The sequence below is a fragment of the Acidovorax sp. genome (assembly GCF_046314175.1).
In the GTDB taxonomy this organism is placed as follows: Bacteria; Pseudomonadota; Gammaproteobacteria; order Burkholderiales; family Burkholderiaceae_C; genus Acidovorax.
In genome coordinates this window covers 23,915-44,447 of sequence record NZ_JBKBXG010000014.1, presented here as the reverse complement: position 1 = coordinate 44,447, position 20,533 = coordinate 23,915, and the positions used below count along the sequence as shown (strand labels likewise).

Here is a 20,533-nt window from a genome sequence, read left to right as displayed (position 1 = left end):
CTTTACGGTTTGGCGGGCGCCGCAGCGGATGCCGCACCAGCAGTTGCTGGAGCAGGACTTTTAGGCGCCGCAGGGCGTGTAGCCACGCCTCCAAATGTGGCGCCGCCTCCAAACGTGGCAGCCCCTGGCGATGGCGGAGCGACAGGCGCCTTTGCTGGCGCGGACGCAGCGGCGGAAGCACCAGCACCCAAGCTGCCATCCGTGTTGGCAGCCCCCACAGCGGGGAGCGCACTAGCGACAGGGGAAGGGGGAGCTGGCGCTGTCGACTGCACAGCGGCGCTCTGAACGCCGAACTGCTGAGGGTCCAACACAAATTCAATAACAAAAGACTCTTTGGGAGCGCCGGGCATCCGCGTTGCCGCAGAAGGGGCGCGCACATCACGCAAGCCTGGCTGCTCGCTAAGCAATTGCATCAGTGCTGAAGCATTGCCGGTAAGACCCAAAATTGTGACTTTGCCTGCTTGCAGTCTCACTGTTTGCAATGCAGTGTCATCAGGCAATACCTGTGTGAGCCGGTTCATCAGGGTAAGGGGTTCGATTCTTCCGCCGAGGACCTCTGCCAACGCCGAGAGTTTTTCGGCCGACTGGAGAAGCTCTTCCCTTTCTCGCACGGCAGGCGCGGCGCGTGCAGTAATGCTCTCGTAGGCGCGAACGGCCTCGATAGCGCGCAAACGGAGCTGGGCGGTCGGTGTGATGGCAATGGCCAAACACAATAAAGCAATCGTCAGCAAAAGCCCGTATCCCAAGTGGCGCCACCGGGCGGCCTGCTTGCTGCGCTGCGCCTCACCAAACCCGATAAAAACGATAGGGGCGCCCGTATTTGCGCTGCGGGCCCAAATTTCAGGATCACCTGCTTTACCGAGCCGCGCGGACTGCGTGTCGATATATTGTTTTGCCTGCTTTTTTGAAGCCAGCGCCACCTCCAGGGCGAGAGCCCCACCTGCAGTCGGCTTGACCGAATAGCCCCAGATAACGTTGCCTGCGCCGAAGGGGCTGACGCTCTGCGCTTCCAGTGCAACGGCACTGGCAATGTCCTGCGCTGCCATGGACGGCAAAACAAGTGCACGTCTCAATACGAGGGCCTCAGGCAATTCCAGCGCGACACATCGGACGCTACCCGGCTTGACTGCTGACCCAGAAACCTGAACACCGTCAAGCCACAGCGACTCCGCGCCATTCTCCTGCAATAGACGCACCGGCACTGCGGGGGTCAGCCATGACAACAAGGGCGACTGGTACACCCCTTGCAGAGCCTTGCGTGTGTCGCGCCAGACCGCATGAAGATCAACGCCCAGAAAACGGGCATCAGATGAAATGGTCGGCATATTGCTTACTTGGTCACTGCGCGTGACAGGGGTTCAAAACTGCGTTCTGTATAGAGTGTGCGCCACGGAAGTCCGTCACGGGAGCTGCGACCCAGATCAACAACCCGGGCGACGCGCATCTGAACGCCGTCAGCCAAGGGCACCATGGCCTCAACTCGGTATCTGCGAACAGAGGACACGGCTGTGTAAGAAGGGTCTAACGAAGTGGTGTCAATGCCTTCGGCACCGCTCTCTCGAGCCTGCAAAATGCGGCTGGCTTGCGCAGCGTCGCCATTGGTGAGAACGGTCAGCACCCCCAGCGGCGCCGCCATAGGGTTCACACGCCCACCAGCCCTGACGTAGACGGTCAACAGCGGCGAAAGTCTAGCATAGAGGTCGTAATCCACCCCTGGCACGCGAAGCAGGTCTTCGAGTGCCTCAAAACGGTCTGCCTGATTGCTAGGACCCAACTTGCTGCGAAGCTCCACAGTGGACTGGGCGAGGGCCTGGGACGCATCTGCAGAAAGGCCACCGGCAACTTCATAGAGACGCGCGAGCAGTGGCACAGCTGCGCTGTTGATGTCGATGAAGCCATTGAGAGGCATGACTGTCACCGCCATCAGCACGCCGCGATAGGGAACGTCTGCATGGATGGTTCTGGAGATGGGGTTGGGCCGGGACGCAAGCTCCTGTAGTGCCAAAGCAATCGCGGCATCTCCTGCTGCCTGAGCGATGACACCTTGGCGCAGTGAAGAAACAAGACTCACTTCATCCCGCGCCAAACGGCTAAACCCTGTAACAAGAATAGCCAGTGCAGCCACCACCCACAGCACGGCAATCAACGCCATGCCATGTAGGGGCTGCATGGGCAGCATGGGCGGCATGGGCCGCCGATCCTGGGTACTTGTATTTCTCATGGCTGCTACCTGGAGCCTCCGCCGAAGACGGCCTCTCCAGACGCCACGCCCGACAAACCGGCAGGCGTAGCCCTCATTGGGATCACCAGATCAGGCCAGCCACCTGAAGCGGTGCGTAATGAGATCAGGACTCGGTCGGGGAGGGAATCGTTTGATGCCCAGCCATCGGTCCAACGCGGTTCATTCGTCGTCGTGTTCGCGTACCGCAAGCGAAGTTCAGACACTTCGTCCAACAAGATGCGTGACTGGGCTTGTGACCAATCAGGTTGCACTATTGCACTGTCCCAAGGTAGAAACTGGATAAGAAGCCCATTGCGCCCCTCCGCCTGCCCGACAAACAGGCGAAAGAAGCTGCGGCCACCGACCCCGTGTCGGGCGGGCATGATCCCGATCCAGGTCACGCTGGTCGGAGTGCCCTCAAAAAAATAAGGCTGCTGCCCTACTGCGGTAGGTGCGTGTAGCCGCTGAACGTGCATACGCCCAAGAACCGCGCGCAAAAATGCAGTCGTGACCCGAAGTTCGTCTGCCTCCAGAAGCCTGCTGTCGACTCTTTCACCGGTTTGTGCCGTGGTGCGCAAAGCCGACCCCATGCCCAGTGCAATCAACGACAGGAGCGACATGACCACCAAGATTTCAATCAGCGTGAAACCCCGGTGAGAGTTGAGCTGGGCCTTCACCGCGCGCCCTCCGTGGGCACTGGCGTGCGTTCGGGCATTAACGTATGCAGTTCGAGGCTCCTCGCAATTGCCCCGTCATTCCAACGGACCGCGAGAGCAATTTCATGCAGCTTGGGCACATTCGGCCCATCGGTAGCAATTGGGTAGGGCGCACTGGCAACCTGCCAGGAAAATCCTTCGGATTCTCCGGACTCCCGCCAACCCTCTGGCCCCACCGAGTCACGCATGGACAGAATGGAGTCGGCCAACAAGGATGCTTTTTGATGACGTTCTGCAATACCCACCGCCCGCGCACTAGACCCGGTGGCGCGATAGAGCATGCCCAACGCAAGCGCCATGATGACAAAAGCGATGAGTAGCTCTAACAACGAGAAGCCACCCTGCCGTGAACTCTGCATTCGAGTCATGGGAGAAGCGCTTCCTGGGAAACTCGGCCGGACAACCAGTCCACTTGCAAGCGCACACCGCCGCTGCCACCAGAGCGTACAAGGTCGATGCTCCCGCCCGTAGCGCCGCCGTCTGCAAGAAAACGGATCGCCGCAACCCCTTCGGCAGACAACTCGGTGCCTGCTACGGTGGCGCGCACCGTCAATGATTCGGGAAGTGGGTGTTCGGAGCGGCCTTGGAGACCGTAACTGCGCTGCTGCAAGTTGACGCTAAATCGTGTTTCAGCATGGGTTGATGCTGCCTGCTGCCTGGCAGCCCGAAGCTCTGACACCATGGTGCGAACAACGTCGCGGTACTGCGCGGTGTCCCTCATCTTCTGATAGGCAATTGGCGTGATGCCTATCAAAAGCGCCATGATGGCGAACACCACCAGCAATTCAACGAGCGTGAAGCCGCCATCACGCCGCATGATTCAATAGCCCGATTGCGTTAAAAAATCAGGGCGTGTTTCGGATATCGGCGTTTTCGCCGTCACCACCGGGCGCTCCATCAGCCCCCAGAGACAGTATTTCAATCCCGCCGTTCGACCCCGGATTCGCGTACCGATACGCGCGCCCCCAAGGGTCAGTGGGGACCCCGCCCTTGAGGTAGGGGCCCGTCCAGCCATTCACATTTCCTGGACGCTTTACCAGGGCCTCCAGGCCTTCCTCTGACGATGGATATCGCCCAACGTCGAGCTTGAAGAGCTCCAGGGACTTATCAAGATCCGCGATTTGTACTGCGGTGGTCTTGGACTTTGCGCCCCCAAGCTGATTCAACACCCGAGGGCCCACCAAGCCTGCCAGCAGCGTCAGAATTGCCAAGACAACCAGCAGTTCAATCAGCGTGAAGCCACGCGCTGGTCGTGTACGCACGAGAGAAATACGAGCGTGGCGTGAATCTGTACTCACCATGTGAAGCGGTTCCTTGGTCAAACAAAAATTATACGGCGAGGTCATTAATGGACAGTATGCCCAGCAAGATGGAGACGATGATGGCGGCGATCAATACCCCAAGCACCAGGATGAGCGCTGGCTCGACGAGTGTCAGCAGTCGTTTGATGCCGGTTTCCACCTCTCGGTTCAATATGTTTGCCAACTCCAGCATCATGGGTCCGATTCGTCCGGTCTCCTCGCCCACACGAATCAGATTGATGGCAAGAGGCTCAAAAATTCCTGTTGCCGCCACAGCATGAACGACCTTGCCCCCCTCCTTGACGATGGGCGCGACCTTGGCAAGCGCCTGCTGCAAAACTGTGTTTCCCACTGTCTCGGTCGCTATGTGCAGCGCTGTCAGCATTGGAACCCCATTGCCCAGCAACGTACCAAGGGAGCGGGAGAACAACGTAAGCTGATATTTCAAAGCGAGCGGCCCCATCAGCGGCAAACGCAGTAGCCGCGCCTGCCACCAGGCACGACCAGAGGGTGACTTGAACCAGCGAAGCATGAGGCTGCCAACAACCAGCGCGACAACGCCCAGCACCAACCCATAGCTTGTAAAGGCTTGGCCCATCGACATAACGAGCCGAGTGGGTAATGGAAGTGCATCGCCCATGTCCGTAAACAGCTTCTCAAACTGAGGAACCACGAACCCCAGCATGGCAATCAGCGACAGCACCGCGACCCCCAGCAAAATTGCGGGGTAAATGGTTGCAGAGATTACGCTTTCACGCAGCGAACGTTGGCGCTCCATGTGCTCCACCAAGCGGTCGAGCACTGCAGACATCTGCCCGCTGGCCTCCCCAGAGCGCACCATGTTGATATAGAAATCTCCGAAAAGGTCTCGCCGCTGGCTGAGCGCTCTGCTCAACGGCGTACCGCCCTTGACCGCCTCCAGCGTTGCCTTGACCAAGGCCGCGACGCTCGGCTTGTGGCTCATATCAATCAAAACACGCAGGGCGTTGTCCAGCGCGAGCCCGGCGCGCAACATGATGGCCAGTTCCGATGTCAATGCGAGGACGTCTGCGGAGCTGACGGGACCTTTGTCCACGCGCCCCTTGCGCTGCATCGAAACCGGAGACTGCCCCTGCACAACTGCCGCCCCCTCCCCTTCTGCCACTTCATCCACGTTCAGGGGAGTAAGGCCTCTTTCCCGAAGTTGCTTCATCACGGCCGCAGGCCCGGCTGCGGTGAGGTGCCCCTCCTGGACCTGCCCAGAAGACGACGCTGCGCGCCATGCGAACTCAGGCATCGGACTGGTCCTGGGTAACACGTGCCAGCTCGTCCAGCGTCGTTACTCCCGCGGCTACTTTGCGCAAGCCATCCTCGTAGAGACTCAGCATGCCGGCCTTCGCAGCGATAGCGTTCAACGCGCTGGCGTCGCGGCCTTCGATGATGGCGCGGCGCATGGGCTCATCCAGCATCAGAAGTTCGTGAATGCCTGTGCGGCCTCGATATCCTGACTGCCGGCAATGCGAGCAACCCACCGCGCGATACACAACCTGCCCGGGCGCGCTGAAACGTGCCAGCCCGCTGCGCTGGAGAATCGCGTCGTCAGGGATGTAGGGCTCTTTGCACTGGTCACACAGCGTGCGTACCAGTCGCTGCGCAAGAACGCCGTTGACCGCTGAGGTAATGAGGTATCGCTCGACACCCATGTCCTGCATACGAATCACGGCGCCCGCAGCCGTGTTGGTATGCAAAGTGGACAACACCAAGTGCCCTGTCAACGCAGACTGCACTGCGATCTGCGCGGTTTCGCCATCACGCATTTCGCCAATCATGATGATGTCGGGATCCTGGCGGAGAATGGACCGAAGGGCGTTGGCAAACGTCAGGTTGATCTGAGAATGAACCTGGATTTGATTGATGCCGTCGAGCTGGTACTCCACCGGATCCTCCACCGTAATGATTTTCTGCTCGGTCGCATCAATCTTTGCAAGCGCTGCATACAGCGTGGTGGTTTTTCCTGAACCGGTGGGCCCTGTCACGAGGAGAATTCCGTGCGGCTTGGCCAGCAATGTATTGAAACGAGCCAGTGTGTCTTTCTCGAAACCCATTTTTTCGAGTTCTAGCCGTACGCTGGCGCGATCGAGCACCCGCATGACCACGCTTTCGCCGTGAACGGTTGGCACGGTAGAAACGCGCAAGTCCAGTTCGCGCCCCTTCACGCGGGTCTTGATTCGACCATCCTGAGGCAAACGCCGCTCTGCAATATCAAGGTGTGCCAACAACTTGACGCGGGAATTAACCGCCGCACTCAGCCTAGGCGGAACCAGTTCTCCCGGATGTATGACTCCATCTACGCGGTAGCGCACATGCAGGCCATCATCGAACGGCTCCAGGTGAATATCTGACGCTCTCAGATCAATCACACGCCCAATGATGGAGTTGACGAGCCGGATGACAGGAGCCTCGCTCGCCAGATCCTTGAGGTGCTCGACAAAATCCCCGCTGTCGGATCCATCCCCAAACCCGTCATCTTCAAGGTCGGACTCTTCTTCGACAGGCTCCGCAAGGGCCTTTTCAATATCTGACTCCAGCGCCAGATGCGGTTGAATGCGGTACCCCGTGGCCAAATGCAACGCCTTGACGACAAAGGTATCCTGAGGCACAGCCATGGCCACGTGCAGCAGGCCATTCTCGACGCGCAAAGGATAAACCGCGTTCGCCTGCAGAAAGTCTGGAAAAAGTCCCTCGATATCGGGCATGAGATCGGGAAAGCCATCGGCAGAGACCTGCGGAATACCGAGCTGGACGGATAGCGCGCCGGAGACATCGGCTTCTGAAACGAGCCCCAAGCGTACAAGTACTCGCCCCAGCATCCCCCCCATTTCCTGCTGAGCAGACACGGCGCGATCCAAGTCACGAGCGCTCAGCTTGCCCGCTTGCACGAGCAGATCACCAATGCGAGGGCGCATGACGATGTCGACGCCCGAAGCCTCTGCGACGGTCGAAAGTGTTGGTATGGTCATGAATGCATGTATTGCGATGTGGAGGACAAAACGTACCGCCCCCAGAGCCTGTTCGGCTCAACAGAATGGGCGAGAGTGTAGCGGTAGCACAGCTACCAGTATTCTGGCCAACGTACGGCGCTTTGTTACGAGAGCTCCAATGGGCAAGGTCGAATTGGGAAGACTCCCTTGTTGCCAATTCACCTGTATTCACATTCGATTTCCGCTCCGCCGCTTTGCTCTACAGTCACAAACCGGCTGAATCTCCTGTACTGATATCAACACATGACAACACCGACCCCGGGCAGAATGCCGACCGCTGTGTTCGTAGCCGCAGCATCGGTTGTGCTGCTGGCAGGCTGGGCAGGCCTTGCGGCGCTCTCTGATACCGCGCTACCCCACAAATCCAAAGTAGCCCCCTTCCTGGTGGCGCCCATGGTCGGCGTTGTGGACACTTGCCTCCTGCTCCCTGAGCGGCCCGCTCAGACAGGGAACGATCGAAACGATTCGTTGAATCAATCGTGCACGGGCCCCAACGGATCCGCGGCCCAGTTGGTGAGTTCAACTTTGACGGCTCTTCACCCAAGCACTGAGCGGCACTCATCCGCTCCTGTGGGCTACACCTTACCTGCACCGCTGCTGCAACTGTTCCGCCAAGAGGTCAATGGTGATTGGGCCATTGACGCAGAGCGGATTCAGAGAATCGTACGAACCATACGGGATACCAGCCACCCGGTCATCCTTTACCTATTTTCCACCCACTTTGCAACTGACGCACCGCTGGAAAAAGAACTTGCGCAAGACCCCAGCAACTTGGCTCAGACGCGCGACGGGTCGATGGCACAAGGCCGTTACTACGACTCGGCAATCAACAACTGGACCTTTGCCAGCACCACCACGGAGCTAACAGCTCGGCGCACGCAGGCAACCCAAGCGCTTCTCAAAGAGATATGCAAGCTTCCTACGCAAGACATTGCAAAAATCAGAGGCGTTACCCTTTTGGGTGAGCTTCACCACCTGTTTCCTGATTTTGAAGCAGGCATGGGATTTGATGCGCCTTACCGGGTTACAGACTACAGCCCGGCCTCCATAGGAGGTTTTCAAAACTATCTGAAAAACGAGTTTCACCGTTTGGATCAGTTAAACCGGGTATTGGGTGCCGACTACAAGTCCTTTGAAGAAATTCAGCCTCCATCCCGTGATATCCGGTCAGAGCCCCTACAGCGCTACACCGAACACATCGATTCATTTGCACACGGGACCTTGCCCGTGTCGGGCTGGGCTTTCACCGAGCAGTCCAGTGGTAAAGCACCCGCATGGGTCCAGATCTACCTGAACGGAGAGCTCATTAGAAAAACACCCGTCGACAAAGGTAGACAAGACGTGCTGCTCGCCAAACCAGCATTTGGCAATGCCAACACTGGCTGGCGAATAGACATTGATTTTCGGCGCCTGCAGCCAGGCATGCATCGCATTGATGTCTTTCTGGAATCTTCACCCGGCAAGTTGTCTGCGCTAGGCACCAGGGAAATAGCGGTCATGGACAAGCGCCAGACGACACCCATGTTGCAGCCGCAGAAATCTCTACCGGAACACTCGCCACTTGACGAGTCAGTGCAAGCGCATATCGATCAACCCAAAAGCCAAGCGTCTTACTACTACAACCCTTTGGTACCGCTGTGGCACGACTTCAGAGGTCAGCAGATCGTTGACTACTTGCGCTTCTTTGACAAGGTGGTGAGTCAGTCTTGCCTAGCCTTGACCCCACGTTACACACACCAGATCATTCCGTTTACCAACCCTAGCTGGGATGAGAACAAGTTTGCCATTGCGCCGTCTCTGAAGGCTCGGCACACCGAAAGTCTCAAACTCGGGGTCAGCTTATACGGTGAGGCATCATATGGTGACTCTTTCAACCAGTGGTATGCAGCAACAGGCCACCGCAGCTACGGAGTCACCGAGTTTCACCCCCTCAAGGAGATGACAGCGGATGAGCTGGGGCGCACGCTGGCTGTCCATGCAAGCCGCGGCGCAGATTTTTTGTCGTTTTTTGTTGAGCCATATTGGCGAGGCGAAATCGTGCTGCGGGGTCACAACCTATTTTCGTTCGATCCAGGTAATCACCAGTTTGGCTCAGACACACTCTACAAATCGATGCAGGAGCACTTGAAACAGTCTGGCAAACAGCCCGACGAACAGAGAAAACGTTAGGAGACTGTCGGACTTAGGGCGTCGAAAGCGAAAATTGGCCGCAGCGAGGCAAGTTTTTGCCGGATTTTCAGCCCCATAGCCGAGCTATGGGGCAAAAAACGGTGAAAAATGGACCACGGGGTCAATTTGTAGCCGACGATTTCTAAGTCCGACAGCCTCCTAGGCAAACAGTTCGGCTTCGGAAAACAAGAGGCCCTTTGCGTCCTTCGGCGAAAGAACCGGCGGTTGATCGAGCTTCCAGTCGATGGCGAGCGTCGAATCATTCCAGGCAATACATCGCTCATGCGTGGGAGCGTAGTAATCCGTTGTTTTGTACAAAAACTCGGCGACGTCACTCAACACCACAAAACCGTGCCCAAAGCCAGGTGGCACCCACAGTTGATTTTGATTGGCCTCACTAAGTTCTTCAGCTACCCACCGACCAAAAGTCGGCGAGCTTCTTCGCAAATCCACTGCAACATCCAACACGGCCCCACGCACCACGCGCACCAGCTTGCCTTGGGGTTGCTGGATCTGATAGTGCAGGCCTCTCAGAACCCCCTTGGCGCTACGGCTGTGGTTGTCCTGTACAAACTGGTGGTGAGTTCCCGTGGCTTCGTCGAAGGCGCGCTGGTTGAAACTCTCAAAGAAGAAGCCTCTGGAGTCACCGAACACGCGGGGCTGAAAAAGAACAACATCGGGGATGGCGGTGCGAACTGCTTGCATACAAGAAACCTCAACGAAAAAATCAAACCAGCACCGTTCGCAGAAGACCTAGTTCAAGTCGTCTATAGCGAACGCCTGAGGCGCCAGACCTTGCACCCAACGCTCGTGCATGTATACGTACGCTCGCTCCAGATCAGAAGCAAACCGGGCGGAGTCGAACAACGGCAACTGCGCGCGATTCTCGGCAATGCGACTCTTGAATTCATGGAGCAGTTGAGGGTCGGACGCCAGCCGGTAAGCCAAATCCTCATACTCTTGAAGCGAGTGAGCAATGAGTTCCGGCATGCCCGTCGCAGTCAAAAGACTTGCTGCCACACGGCCCGCGAAGGTTTGCCCTTTGTAAGTAACTACGGGCACCCCCGCCCATAGTGCATCGCTTGCAGTCGTGTGGGCGTTGTACGGTAATGTGTCGAGCAGAACTCCTGCATGTGTGTGACGGGCCAGATGCTGCGCCAACGGCAGACGGCGAGCAAAGACCAAGCGCTCTGGCTCTACCCCTCGCTCCATCGCAGCACGCCGTAAGTTCTCACGCGTAGCTACCTGCTCACAAATCAGCCAAAGAACGCTGTCCGGCACGCGCTGCAATAAGCGCATCCACGCGTCAAAAAATTCAGGGGTAATTTTGTAGCAGTTGTTGAACGCTGCGAAAACAAATCCTTCGGTGGGCAACCCCTCTGCCAGTCGATCTGGCACACGCTCACAGATCACTCGGCTGCTGTCATTCACTTGGTAACTGTGCGGCATCTGCACAATTTTCTCTGTGTAGTACGGCGAATGGGCGAAGGGGGTAACCATGGGGTCTCCTATGACATAGTCGTAGGCAGACTGCGCCATTGTTCCAGGGTAGCCCAAGTAGTTCACCACTATGGGAGCGGGTTTACGCAGTAGTACGGATGTCCGGGCACCTCGTGTGTATCCCTTGAGGTCGACCAAAATATCAACCTCCATCAATGCAATTTGTGCCGCAACGGAGTCGCTGGCCGCATCACGGACATCAATAAACTGGTCAAAGGCCTGCTGTAGCCTTTTCCTCATGGGAGAGCCATCATCAGGCCCAAAGGAAAGTGCGACGATCTCGAAACGAGACCGATCATGCCGCTCAAACAATTCGGCTGTAAGGTGCGCAGTCGCGTGCTCATGAAAATCCGAGGAGAGGTACGCCACCTTGATTCGAGCGCGCTTCGAAGTCCGGGGCACGTGCTGCATCGGCACAAAAGACTCTCGATGAATGATGGCATCACCAAAGACTTTGGCAGCACGGAAATGTATGGCGGGGTCTTCGGTGAACGATAGCGACTCGAAAGGTAGCAGAGCATGAGTCTCCGCAGCAAGCAAGTGTGATTCGACTTGCCTACGGACCAGATCAAGCCCCGTCCACTTGCAACACTCCATGCTGGCGCGCCACAGGCCCATCAAAGCACCAGGGTGATGGGGTGTCAGTTGCAAAACTTTCTCGAATGCCTCGATGGCTTCAACTTGTCGGGACAAAGCAAGCAGTGCCGTGGCACGAGTCTGCCAAGCGGAGGAGTAGTCCGGCGCTATGGCAAGCGCCTCTCCAGCCGCGGCAAGAGCGGCCTCGGTGGCTTCCAGGTCTTGAAGGGCATTGGCAAGGTTGTTCCATGCCATCGGATCCGCTGGATTCACGGAAAGGCTTTTGCGGATCAGCTCAACCGCTTCTTGGGGATGTCCCAATTGACCGGCCACAGTCCCAGCCAAGTGCAAGGCCATGGCGTGCGTGGGACTCTGTGCAAGGATGGCTCGGTAAACAACCTGGGCCTGGATGCGCTGATTGGTCTTCTGAAGCGCCAAGCCGTGCTTCAGCTGTTCGAAAAACGGATCTACCCCTGCTGTGTGCATGCCGAAAACGTCATTTAGTAAATGGTGTCACGAAGCAGTCGATTCAAATACTGCCCATACCCGCTCTTGGTCAGTGGCAACGCCAAACGCTCCAGTTGCGCGCTGTCAATCCACTGGTACCGCCAGGCGATCTCTTCTGGGCACGCAATCTTCAACCCCTGGCGGTGCTCCAGCGTGGCAATGAACTGCCCTGCCTCCAGCAAGCTCTCGTGGGTGCCGGTATCCAACCACGCGTAGCCACGCCCCATGATCTCCACGTTGAGCCGCTCTTTTTCCAGGTACAGGCGATTGAGGTCGGTGATCTCATACTCGCCCCGCGCTGAAGGTTTGAGCCCTCGGGCCAGTTCCACCACCTGGTTGTCGTAAAAGTACAGCCCCGTCACTGCGTAGCTGGATTTGGGGGTCAGCGGCTTTTCCTCCAGCGACAGCACCTTTCCATTCGCATCAAACTCCGCCACGCCGTAGCGTTCGGGGTCTTGCACATGGTAGGCAAATACACTGGCGCCCTCGGTGCGGGCCATGGCACTGCCCAGCAGTTCATGGAAGTCGTGGCCGTAGAAAATGTTGTCGCCCAGCACCAACGCACTGGGCGAATCGCCAAGGAACCGTTCTCCAATGAGGAACGCCTGCGCGAGGCCATCGGGGCTGGGCTGTACGGCGTATTCAAGGCGGATGCCCCACTGGCTGCCGTCGCCCAGCAGTTGCTCGAAACGCGGTGTGTCCTGCGGGGTGCTGATGACGAGGATCTCGCGGATGCCCGCCAGCATCAGCGTGCTGAGCGGGTAATAGATCATCGGCTTGTCGTACACCGGCAGCAGTTGCTTGCTGATGGCCAGCGTTGCCGGATGCAGTCGGGTGCCGGAGCCACCGGCGAGGATGATGCCTTTGCGTTGGGTCATGTCAGGATGCCATTCAAAGGATTTCAGCAAGCATGCGCGCTACGCCCGCCTGCCAGTGCGGAAGACGCAGCCGGAAGGTGTTCTGCAGCCGGGTGGTGTCCAGGCGCGAATTGTGCGGGCGCGCGGCGGGCGTAGGAAACGCTGTCGTGGGCACCGGAGCCACCTCGGTTGCTTTAAATTTGATAGCTGGCTGCGCTTGTGCAGCAAGCGCTAGAACCTCTTTTGCATATAAATGCCAGTTGGTTTCACCGGCGGCCACGCAGTGGTACAGACCCGCATCCTGGGGGTGCTGCTGCAGGTGGCGCAAGGCGTGGGCCGTTACATCGGCCAGCAGGTCGGCGCCGGTGGGGGCACCCCACTGGTCGTCGATCACCGTCAGGCGCTCGCGCTCCTGGGCCAGGCGCAGCATGGTCTTGGCGAAGTTGCCGCCGCGTGCGGCATACACCCAGCTGGTGCGCAAGATGAGATGCCGGGCGTTTGATTGCTGGATGAGTTGCTCGCCTTCGAGCTTGGTGCGACCGTAGACGCTCAGCGGTGCCGGGGCATCGGTTTCCACCCAGGGGCGGGACCCGCTACCGTCAAACACGTAGTCGGTGCTGTAGTGCACCAGCCATGCTCCCAGCTTGGCGGCCTCTTGCGCGATGGCGCCGGGGGTCGTGGCATTGAGGGTGCGGGCGAACTCGGGTTCGCTCTCGGCCTTGTCTACCGCCGTGTGGGCTGCAGCGTTGACGATGACATCAGGGCGCAGGGCGCGCACCGTGTCGGCGACGCCAGCCGGGTTGGCAAAGTCTCCGCAGTGTTCGGTGCTGTCGAAGTCGAGCGCTGTAACAGTACCCAGCACCGACAGACTGCGCTGCAGCTCCCAACCGACCTGGCCGTTTTTGCCGAATAGCAGGATGTTCATGTGCGGGCGTCCGCAACGGTCAAAGACTCTTGCGCGTACTGGGTCTGCACCCAGTCGCGGTAGGAGCCAGTCTGCACGCTGGCCACCCAGTCGGCGTTGTCCAGGTACCACTGCACTGTCTTGCGAATGCCGGTGTCGAAGGTTTCCGCAGGCTTCCAGCCCAGATCCCGCTCGATCTTGCGCGCGTCGATCGCGTAGCGGCGGTCGTGGCCTGGGCGGTCCTTCACGTAGGTGATCTGGGTGCTGTAGCTCTTACCGTCGCTGCGGGGGCGCAGCTCGTCGAGCAGGCTGCAGACCATGTTCACGATCTCGATGTTGGGCTTCTCGTTCCAGCCGCCCACGTTGTAGGTCTCTCCAGCAGTGCCGGCTTCCAGCACGCGGCGGATGGCGCTGCAATGGTCCTTCACGTACAGCCAGTCGCGCACCTGCATGCCATCGCCATACACCGGCAGGTTCTTGCCCGCGAGCGCGTTCACGATCATCAGGGGGATCAGCTTCTCGGGGAAGTGATACGGACCGTAGTTGTTGCTGCAGTTGGTGGTGAGCACCGGCAGGCCGTAGGTATGGTGCCAGGCACGCACCAGGTGGTCGCTGGCGGCCTTGCTGGCGCTGTAGGGGCTGTTGGGCTCGAAGCCACGGGTCTCGACGAAGGCCGGGTCGGTGGGTGCCAGCGATCCGTAGACCTCGTCGGTGGACACGTGCAGGAAGCGAAAGGCCTCGCGCTCATCCTGCGGCAGGGCACTCCAGTAGGCGCGCACGGCTTCCAACAAGCGGAACGAGCCGACGATATTCGTCTGGATGAAGTCTTCCGGCCCGTGGATGGAGCGGTCTACATGCGACTCGGCTGCAAAATTGACGACCGCGCGGGGCTTGTGCTCGGCCAGCAGGCGGGTCAGCAGGGCGGTGTCGCCGATATCGCCCTGCACAAAGACGTGGCGCGCATCACCCTGGATGCTGTCCAGGTTGTGCACATTGCCTGCGTACGTGAGCTTGTCGAGGTTGACCAAGGGCTCGCTGGAGGCAGCAAGCCAGTCAAGGACAAAGTTGGCGCCAATGAAACCTGCGCCGCCGGTAACCAGAATCATAGGGTGGACCGTTTTGAAATGCCTTGCGGCAAAGCCTGCGATTATCCCACCCGGCCCGCTGGCGGTGCCGTAACAGAATTCAACAGCCGGGCGGGCTCACCTCGCGTCAGAAGTGGATGCCGCGCATCATCTGCTGCAGCGCCACCGCCTCGGCCGACAGCTGCGGCTTGGCGTCCTTGCTGCCCTTGGCAGCGGTGGAATCCGGGAACATGCGAAAGCTGGTGTTCATGGTGATCTGCGCCACGCGCGGCACCAGCGCATGCAGCAGTTGGCCGGTGATGCCCAGGCGCGTGGCTATGCGCACCGGCTTGAAGATGCAGGCCTGCGCGATCATGTCGGCGGCCTCCTCGGGGCTCAGCGTCGGCACGTTGTTGTAGATCTTGGTCGGCGCGATCATGGGGGTGCGCACCAGCGGCATGTTGATGGTGGTGAAGGTGATGCCCTGGTCGGCAAACTCGCTCGATGCGCAGCGCGTCCACGCATCCAGTGCCGCCTTGCTGGCCACGTAGGCCGAAAAGCGCGGCGCATTGGTCAGCACGCCGATGGAGCTGATGTTGACCACATGGCCCTTGCGCTTGGCCACCATGCCGGGCAAGAAACCCATGGTGACGCGCAGGCAGCCAAAGTAGTTCAGCTGCATGGTGCGCTCGTAGTCGTGAAAACGGTCGTAGCTCGACTCGATGGCGCGGCGGATGGAGCGGCCCGCGTTGTTGATGAGAAAGTCCACCCCGCCATGGTTGTCGATGAGCAGCTGCACGAAGCGGTCGCAGTCGGCCATGTCTGCGATGTCGGCCGAATAGGCGATGAACTCATAACCCTTGGCCTTGGCTTCGGCGCAGGCTTCGTCCAGTTTGTCCTGGTCGCGCCCGCAAATCACCGTGGTGGCCCCCGCCTCGGCAAACTTGTGCGCCGCCGCCAAGCCAATGCCCGACGAACCGCCGGTGACCAGCACCACCTTGCCGGCCACAGTGCCCTTCAAGCTGCGGTCAATGAACAGCTCGGGATCAAGGTTGCGCTCCCAGTAGTCCCACAGGCGCCAGGCATAGTCCTTGAGGTTGGGGCAAGTCACGCCCGAGCCCTTGAGCGCTGCCAGGGTCTCCCGGCAGTCAAAGCGTGTGGGGTAGTTCACGAATGTGAGCATGTCCTCGGGCAGGCCCAGGTCCTTCATCACAGCGTTGCGCACACGGCGCACGGGCGCCATCGCCATCAGACTTTTCTTGATGCCCTTGGGGATGAAGCCCAGCAGTGCGGCGTTGATGAACAGGTTCATGCGCGGGGCGTGCGCAGCGCGGCTGAAGATGTCGAGCACGTCGCCCACGCGGTAGCCGACCGGGTCCACCAGGTGAAAGCATTTCTTGGCAATAGACTGCTGGTGGCTTATGACGTTGAGCGCGTTCACCACGAAGTCCACCGGCACGATGTTCACGCGCCCGCCTTCCAGGCCGACGGTGGGCATCCAGGGCGGCAGTAACTGGCGCAGGCGCTGGATCAGCTTGAAGAAGTAGTAGGGGCCGTCGATCTTGTCCATCTCGCCGGTGGTGCTGTCGCCCACCACCATGGCGGGGCGGTACACCGTCCACGGCACCTTGCAGTCCTGGCGCACGATTTTTTCGCTCTCGTGTTTGGTCTGAAAGTACGGGTGGTCCAGGCCCTCGGCCTCCTCGAACATGTCCTCGCGGAACACGCCCTCGTACAGGCCCGCTGCAGCGATGGAGGAGACATGGTGGACGTGCCCGGCATCGATGGCCTTGGCAAGGTCGACCGTATTGCGGGTGCCTTCAATGTTCACAGCCACCTGGGTTTCTTCGTCGGCCCCCAGGTCGTACACCGCAGCAAGGTGAAAAAAATGGTCGATCTGCCCCTTGAGCTTTCTCACGTCCTCCGAGGCGACTCCGAGCTTCTTGGCCGTGAGGTCGCCAAACACCGGCACTGCGCGTGCGGCCGACACGCCCCAGTAGCTGCGCAGGTCGGGCACCTTGTCCGCACTCTCCTTGCGGATCAGGAAATGCACCACCGCCCCTTTGCGCTCCAGCAGCTTCTTGACCAGCCGCTTGCCAATGAACCCCGTTGCCCCCGTCACGAAATACTGCATGGATAGCTCCTCTGAAATCTCTTCATTCTTGCGCAGGGCTTGCGCGCCCCGATTCAGCACAAACCCGTGCAGCCTCTGCGCTGGCCAATGCCACAGCACGATCTCCCGCTAGGTGCAATGCTCTACGGTTTTTAGGAGCGCGTGCCTACACCTGCACGGCGCTGCGGCGTAAAGTGCGCCCATGCGTCAGCGGCAACCGGCTCTGACAAACCCAACCAACCGCACAACGGAGGCCCCATGGTCAAGAAACTGCAGAAACTCAGCGCCGACAAAAAGAAGAGCAACGCCCAACTGTCCAGCACCGTCAAGGACTCCGCACAGCAGATCTGGCTGGCCGGCCTGGGCGCTTTCTCCAAGGCACAGGAAGAAGGCGGCAAGGTGTTTGAAGCCCTGGTCAAGGAAGGCCTGACCATTCAGCGCAAGACCCAGTCTGTGGCCGAAGAAAAAATCACCGAAGCCACCAGCCGCGTGACGACCATGGCCAGCGACATTGGCACCAAGGCCCAGGGCCAGTGGGACAAGCTGGAGAACATCTTTGAAGACCGCGTGGCCAAGGCCCTGGCCAAGCTGGGCGTTCCTTCTGCCCGTGACCTGGAAGCCCTGAGCGCCCGCGTCGACGCCCTCGCCAAGGGCGCCAAGGCCGCCCCGGCCAAGGCTGCAGCTTCTACGAAGCCTGCCACCAAAGCCCCAGCAAAAAAGGCGCCGGCCAAGAAAGCCGCTCCCCGCAAGGCTGCGGCCAAGCCTGCCGCCAAGGCCGCGCCCGCTAAGAAGGCAGCCGCCAAGAAGCCGGCAACCCGCACAGCAGCCTCGGGCGCCAGCACCCCAGAGTCCAACGGATGATTCACGGCATCGTTCAAAGGACGATCCACTGACCACGCACCGGCAGCCGTCTGAATCCGACGGCACACCGGATGCACAGTGAATGCAACGGCCGACACGCACACAGCGTGTCGGCCGTTTTTGTTTTGGTGAACCCGAGCAACTGCGCTACAAGCAGCCATGCGGAGGCATTTCAACGCCACCCACCATGCGCCTCATGTCGCAGTGCAGCAATTCTGCGTGCGTTAGAGTAGCCACCAGAGACATCGAAACAACGACACACAACGACGCGAAGGGGCCCGCACACATGGTGAAGAAAGCGCCACGCCGCACCGCAGAACGCATCTTGGAAGTGACGCTGGACCTGTTCAACCGGTTCGGTGAACCCAACGTCTCCACCACCCTGATATCGGCCGAGCTGCGCATCAGCCCCGGCAACCTCTACTACCACTACCCCGCCAAGGACGAGCTGATCAACGCGCTGTTTGATCGGTACGAAACCTCACTCACCGAGCTTCTGGCCGCTGCCGATGGCGTGCGCAATGTGGAGGATGCGTGGTTCTTCATGCACACGCTGTTCGAACTGATCTGGCAATACCGTTTTCTGTACCGCGATCTCAACGACCTGCTGTCCAAGAACCGCCGCCTGGAGACCCACTTCCAGGCCATTTTGAAGAACAAGACACGCGCCGTGCGCACCATGCTCGACGGCATGGGCCGCGCCGACGCACTGCACATCGACTCCCGCGAGCTGGAGGCCACTGCGACCAGCATGGTGGTGGTGCTGACCTACTGGCTCAGCTTTGAGTACGTGCGCGACCCGCGCCGTGCACTGGAGCCCGAAAGCGCCCAAGCCGCGCTGCTGCGCGGTGCGCACCATGTGCTCAACCTGCTCATGCCGTACCTTGAAAGCGGGCAGCGCGCACATCTGCTAGAGCTGGTAGGGGCCTATACCGCTACACCCCCTGGCTGACAAGCTGCAACACCCACGCACGCTACGGCAACACATAACCCAACAAGAACTTCAGGAGACAAGCACCATGGCCAAATGGACCCCCTTCCCCCACGCGGGCGACTACGCGTTCGATGCCACAAGCGTCAAGAAGCAATGGGCGCGGTTGCACAGTGGCGATGCCGAGCCGTGCCCCAAGGACGCTGCGGTGCTGCAGGCCTGGGCGTTGTTCCACAACGGTGACTTCGAGAATGCTGCCGCTGCAGGTCTGGCTGCGGGCGGTGCGGGCATCACGGTGGCAAACAAGGCCACATCGATCTATGCCAACTACCTGGAGCAGAAAGAGAAAACCCGGCTGGACCTCTTCACGCAGGTCGCAGAACGCGCCGAAGCCCAGGCCGCCAGCGAGCCCGACAACGCCAACGCCTGGTACTGGCATGCCTATGCGCTGGGACGCTACAGCCAAGGCATCAGCGTGGCCAAGGCCCTGGCGCAAGGCCTGGGCGGCAAGGTGAAGGAATCGCTGGAGAAAGCCATTGCGCTGTCACCCAAACACGCCGACGCGCGCATCGCGCTGGGTGCGTTCCATGCCGAAGTGATCGACAAGGTGGGATCACTCATTGGCGGCATGACATACGGCGCCAAAAAGGACACCGGCTTGAAGCTGTTTCAGGAAGCGCTGAAGCTCAACCCCGGCTCAGCCATAGGCATGATCGAATACGCCAATGCCCTCGTCATGCTGGAAGGCGACAAGAAGATGCAAGAGGCCACCGTGCTCTATGAAAAAGCCGCTGCCAGCGAACCCGCCGACGCCATGGAACGGCTCGACGTAGAAATGGCGCGTGCCGAACTCGAAGAGGAATAACACGCCCTTGGGCTACCGCCGCAGGGCTTGGGCTGCGCCCTGTTTTTTAGGTGAGCGAAACGGCTGGCGCATCAGCAAAGCGCCGCGATGCGATCTCCAGCAGCCCGTCAAAAATCAGGTTGTCCACCAGCTCAAACGGGCGCGTCATGCTGGGCGCCATCTTCCAGCCCGCGCCGCCAGTCATCAGGCACGCGGGCTCTTCGCCGCAGTGCTGGATGACGTGCTGCACCATGCGCTCCACCGCGCCCGCAATGGCGTAAGTGCCGCCGCTGGTCAGCGCGTCGCTGGTGTTGGTGGGGAACATGCGCACTTCGCCCGTGGGCACGTGCAGGCCCGCAGTGCCGGATTCGAGGGCGCGCAGCATGATGCCGTGGCCCGGCAGGATGAGGCCGCCCATGAAACGGCCGTCGGCGTCAATGCACTCCACGGTGACCGCCGTGCCCACCATCACCACCACCAGTGGCCGTGCGGCGCCTTGGGTCAGCACATGGTGGCGCGCGCCGATCATGGCGACCCAGCGGTCCGAGCCCAGGCGCGAGGGGTGGTCGTAGCCGTTGGTCAGCCCCGCCTCCTGCGCCGACGACACCACCCACGAGGGGGTGACATCCCAGAGTTCCATTTGCTCTTGCACGCGGCGCTTGACGGCATCGCCCGCCACCACGCAGCCCAACATGCGCTCCGGGTGGGGCAGCGACGCCCAACTGCCTTCGGCCAGCCGGTCAATGTGGTCGAGAAACTCGGCGCCATGCGCAATGAGCGCAGCCCCGGGGCGGGGAGCGTCGTACAACGCCCATTTGAGACGGGTGTTACCGACGTCGATGGCCAAGAAAGTCATGCGGCGGATTATCCCGAGTTTTGTTCGAGGGACTGAATGGGCGGCGACATGCCATGCCTCACAGCAGGCACACCCCCCAACATTGTGAAAAAT

At 59.8% G+C, this 20,533-nt stretch carries 19 protein-coding genes; 4 read left to right on the top strand and 15 right to left on the bottom strand.

Annotation, left to right across the window (positions count from 1 at the left end; translation table 11 throughout):
• Positions 1-2 precede the first annotated feature (2 nt).
• From ACK4OE_RS05810 to gspE, 8 genes are all read right to left on the bottom strand, one after another.
• Positions 3-1,325, bottom strand: a complete 1,323-nt coding sequence (locus ACK4OE_RS05810; RefSeq protein ID WP_409883679.1) for a PilN domain-containing protein — start codon at positions 1,323-1,325, stop codon at positions 3-5.
• Between the two features lie 5 nt (positions 1,326-1,330).
• Positions 1,331-2,152 carry a type II secretion system protein GspK gene (locus ACK4OE_RS05805; protein WP_409883678.1) on the bottom strand — a complete coding sequence of 274 codons (822 nt, stop codon included), beginning with the start codon at positions 2,150-2,152 and terminating at the stop codon, positions 1,331-1,333.
• Positions 2,153-2,226: 74 nt separating this feature from the next.
• A complete protein-coding gene (locus ACK4OE_RS05800) occupies positions 2,227-2,898 on the bottom strand; it encodes a prepilin-type N-terminal cleavage/methylation domain-containing protein (protein ID WP_409883677.1) in 672 nt (223 codons plus the stop codon).
• Entirely contained in the window at positions 2,895-3,305 is a 411-nt protein-coding gene (locus ACK4OE_RS05795) for a type II secretion system protein (RefSeq protein ID WP_409883676.1), read from the bottom strand. Before ACK4OE_RS05795 ends, ACK4OE_RS05800 begins: the two co-directional genes overlap by 4 nt.
• Positions 3,302-3,754, bottom strand: a complete 453-nt coding sequence (locus ACK4OE_RS05790; RefSeq protein ID WP_409883674.1) for a Tfp pilus assembly protein FimT/FimU — start codon at positions 3,752-3,754, stop codon at positions 3,302-3,304. Before ACK4OE_RS05790 ends, ACK4OE_RS05795 begins: the two co-directional genes overlap by 4 nt.
• A gap of 28 nt (positions 3,755-3,782) precedes the next feature.
• Positions 3,783-4,238: a type II secretion system major pseudopilin GspG gene (gene gspG, locus ACK4OE_RS05785; protein ID WP_409883704.1), complete on the bottom strand. Its 456-nt coding sequence runs from the start codon at positions 4,236-4,238 to the stop codon at positions 3,783-3,785.
• A 28-nt stretch (positions 4,239-4,266) separates the two neighbouring features.
• Positions 4,267-5,514: a type II secretion system F family protein gene (locus ACK4OE_RS05780; RefSeq protein ID WP_409883673.1), complete on the bottom strand. Its 1,248-nt coding sequence runs from the start codon at positions 5,512-5,514 to the stop codon at positions 4,267-4,269.
• Positions 5,507-7,183 (bottom strand): type II secretion system ATPase GspE, encoded by a 1,677-nt coding sequence (gene gspE / locus ACK4OE_RS05775; protein ID WP_409883703.1) that lies wholly within the window; start codon positions 7,181-7,183, stop codon positions 5,507-5,509. Before gspE ends, ACK4OE_RS05780 begins: the two co-directional genes overlap by 8 nt.
• Before the next feature lie 318 nt (positions 7,184-7,501).
• On the opposite strand from gspE, the gene ACK4OE_RS05770 reads away from it, so the two are divergent.
• Positions 7,502-9,427, top strand: a complete 1,926-nt coding sequence (locus ACK4OE_RS05770) for a hypothetical protein (protein WP_409883672.1) — start codon at positions 7,502-7,504, stop codon at positions 9,425-9,427.
• Positions 9,428-9,586: 159 nt separating this feature from the next.
• Here the strand turns inward: ACK4OE_RS05770 and rfbC are convergent, their stop codons facing one another.
• The 6 genes from rfbC to ACK4OE_RS05740 all read right to left on the bottom strand — a co-directional run bounded on the left by rfbC (position 9,587) and on the right by ACK4OE_RS05740 (position 16,969).
• Complete coding sequence (gene rfbC, locus ACK4OE_RS05765; protein ID WP_409883670.1) at positions 9,587-10,132, bottom strand: dTDP-4-dehydrorhamnose 3,5-epimerase; 546 nt, start codon at positions 10,130-10,132, stop codon at positions 9,587-9,589.
• A 48-nt stretch (positions 10,133-10,180) separates the two neighbouring features.
• A complete protein-coding gene (locus ACK4OE_RS05760) occupies positions 10,181-11,989 on the bottom strand; it encodes a tetratricopeptide repeat protein (protein WP_409883669.1) in 1,809 nt (602 codons plus the stop codon).
• Between the two features lie 14 nt (positions 11,990-12,003).
• The gene (gene rfbA / locus ACK4OE_RS05755) at positions 12,004-12,888 is read right to left on the bottom strand and encodes a glucose-1-phosphate thymidylyltransferase RfbA (protein ID WP_409883667.1); all 885 of its coding nucleotides are present in this window, start codon (positions 12,886-12,888) and stop codon (positions 12,004-12,006) included.
• A 13-nt stretch (positions 12,889-12,901) separates the two neighbouring features.
• Positions 12,902-13,792: a dTDP-4-dehydrorhamnose reductase gene (gene rfbD, locus ACK4OE_RS05750; RefSeq protein WP_409883666.1), complete on the bottom strand. Its 891-nt coding sequence runs from the start codon at positions 13,790-13,792 to the stop codon at positions 12,902-12,904.
• Complete coding sequence (gene rfbB, locus ACK4OE_RS05745) at positions 13,789-14,877, bottom strand: dTDP-glucose 4,6-dehydratase (protein WP_409883665.1); 1,089 nt, start codon at positions 14,875-14,877, stop codon at positions 13,789-13,791. The genes rfbD and rfbB overlap by 4 nt, the downstream gene beginning before the upstream one ends.
• A gap of 106 nt (positions 14,878-14,983) precedes the next feature.
• A complete protein-coding gene (locus tag ACK4OE_RS05740) occupies positions 14,984-16,969 on the bottom strand; it encodes an SDR family oxidoreductase (RefSeq protein ID WP_409883664.1) in 1,986 nt (661 codons plus the stop codon).
• 237 nt (positions 16,970-17,206) lie between these two features.
• On the opposite strand from ACK4OE_RS05740, the gene ACK4OE_RS05735 reads away from it, so the two are divergent.
• The 3 genes from ACK4OE_RS05735 to ACK4OE_RS05725 all read left to right on the top strand — a co-directional run bounded on the left by ACK4OE_RS05735 (position 17,207) and on the right by ACK4OE_RS05725 (position 19,605).
• Positions 17,207-17,809, top strand: a complete 603-nt coding sequence (locus ACK4OE_RS05735) for a phasin family protein (protein WP_409883663.1) — start codon at positions 17,207-17,209, stop codon at positions 17,807-17,809.
• A 286-nt stretch (positions 17,810-18,095) separates the two neighbouring features.
• Complete coding sequence (locus ACK4OE_RS05730) at positions 18,096-18,761, top strand: TetR/AcrR family transcriptional regulator (RefSeq protein WP_409883662.1); 666 nt, start codon at positions 18,096-18,098, stop codon at positions 18,759-18,761.
• A 67-nt stretch (positions 18,762-18,828) separates the two neighbouring features.
• Positions 18,829-19,605 (top strand): tetratricopeptide repeat protein, encoded by a 777-nt coding sequence (locus tag ACK4OE_RS05725; RefSeq protein WP_409883661.1) that lies wholly within the window; start codon positions 18,829-18,831, stop codon positions 19,603-19,605.
• A gap of 46 nt (positions 19,606-19,651) precedes the next feature.
• Here ACK4OE_RS05725 and ACK4OE_RS05720 read toward each other — a convergent pair whose 3' ends face one another.
• Entirely contained in the window at positions 19,652-20,440 is a 789-nt protein-coding gene (locus ACK4OE_RS05720; protein WP_409883660.1) for a type III pantothenate kinase, read from the bottom strand.
• Positions 20,441-20,533 lie beyond the last annotated feature (93 nt).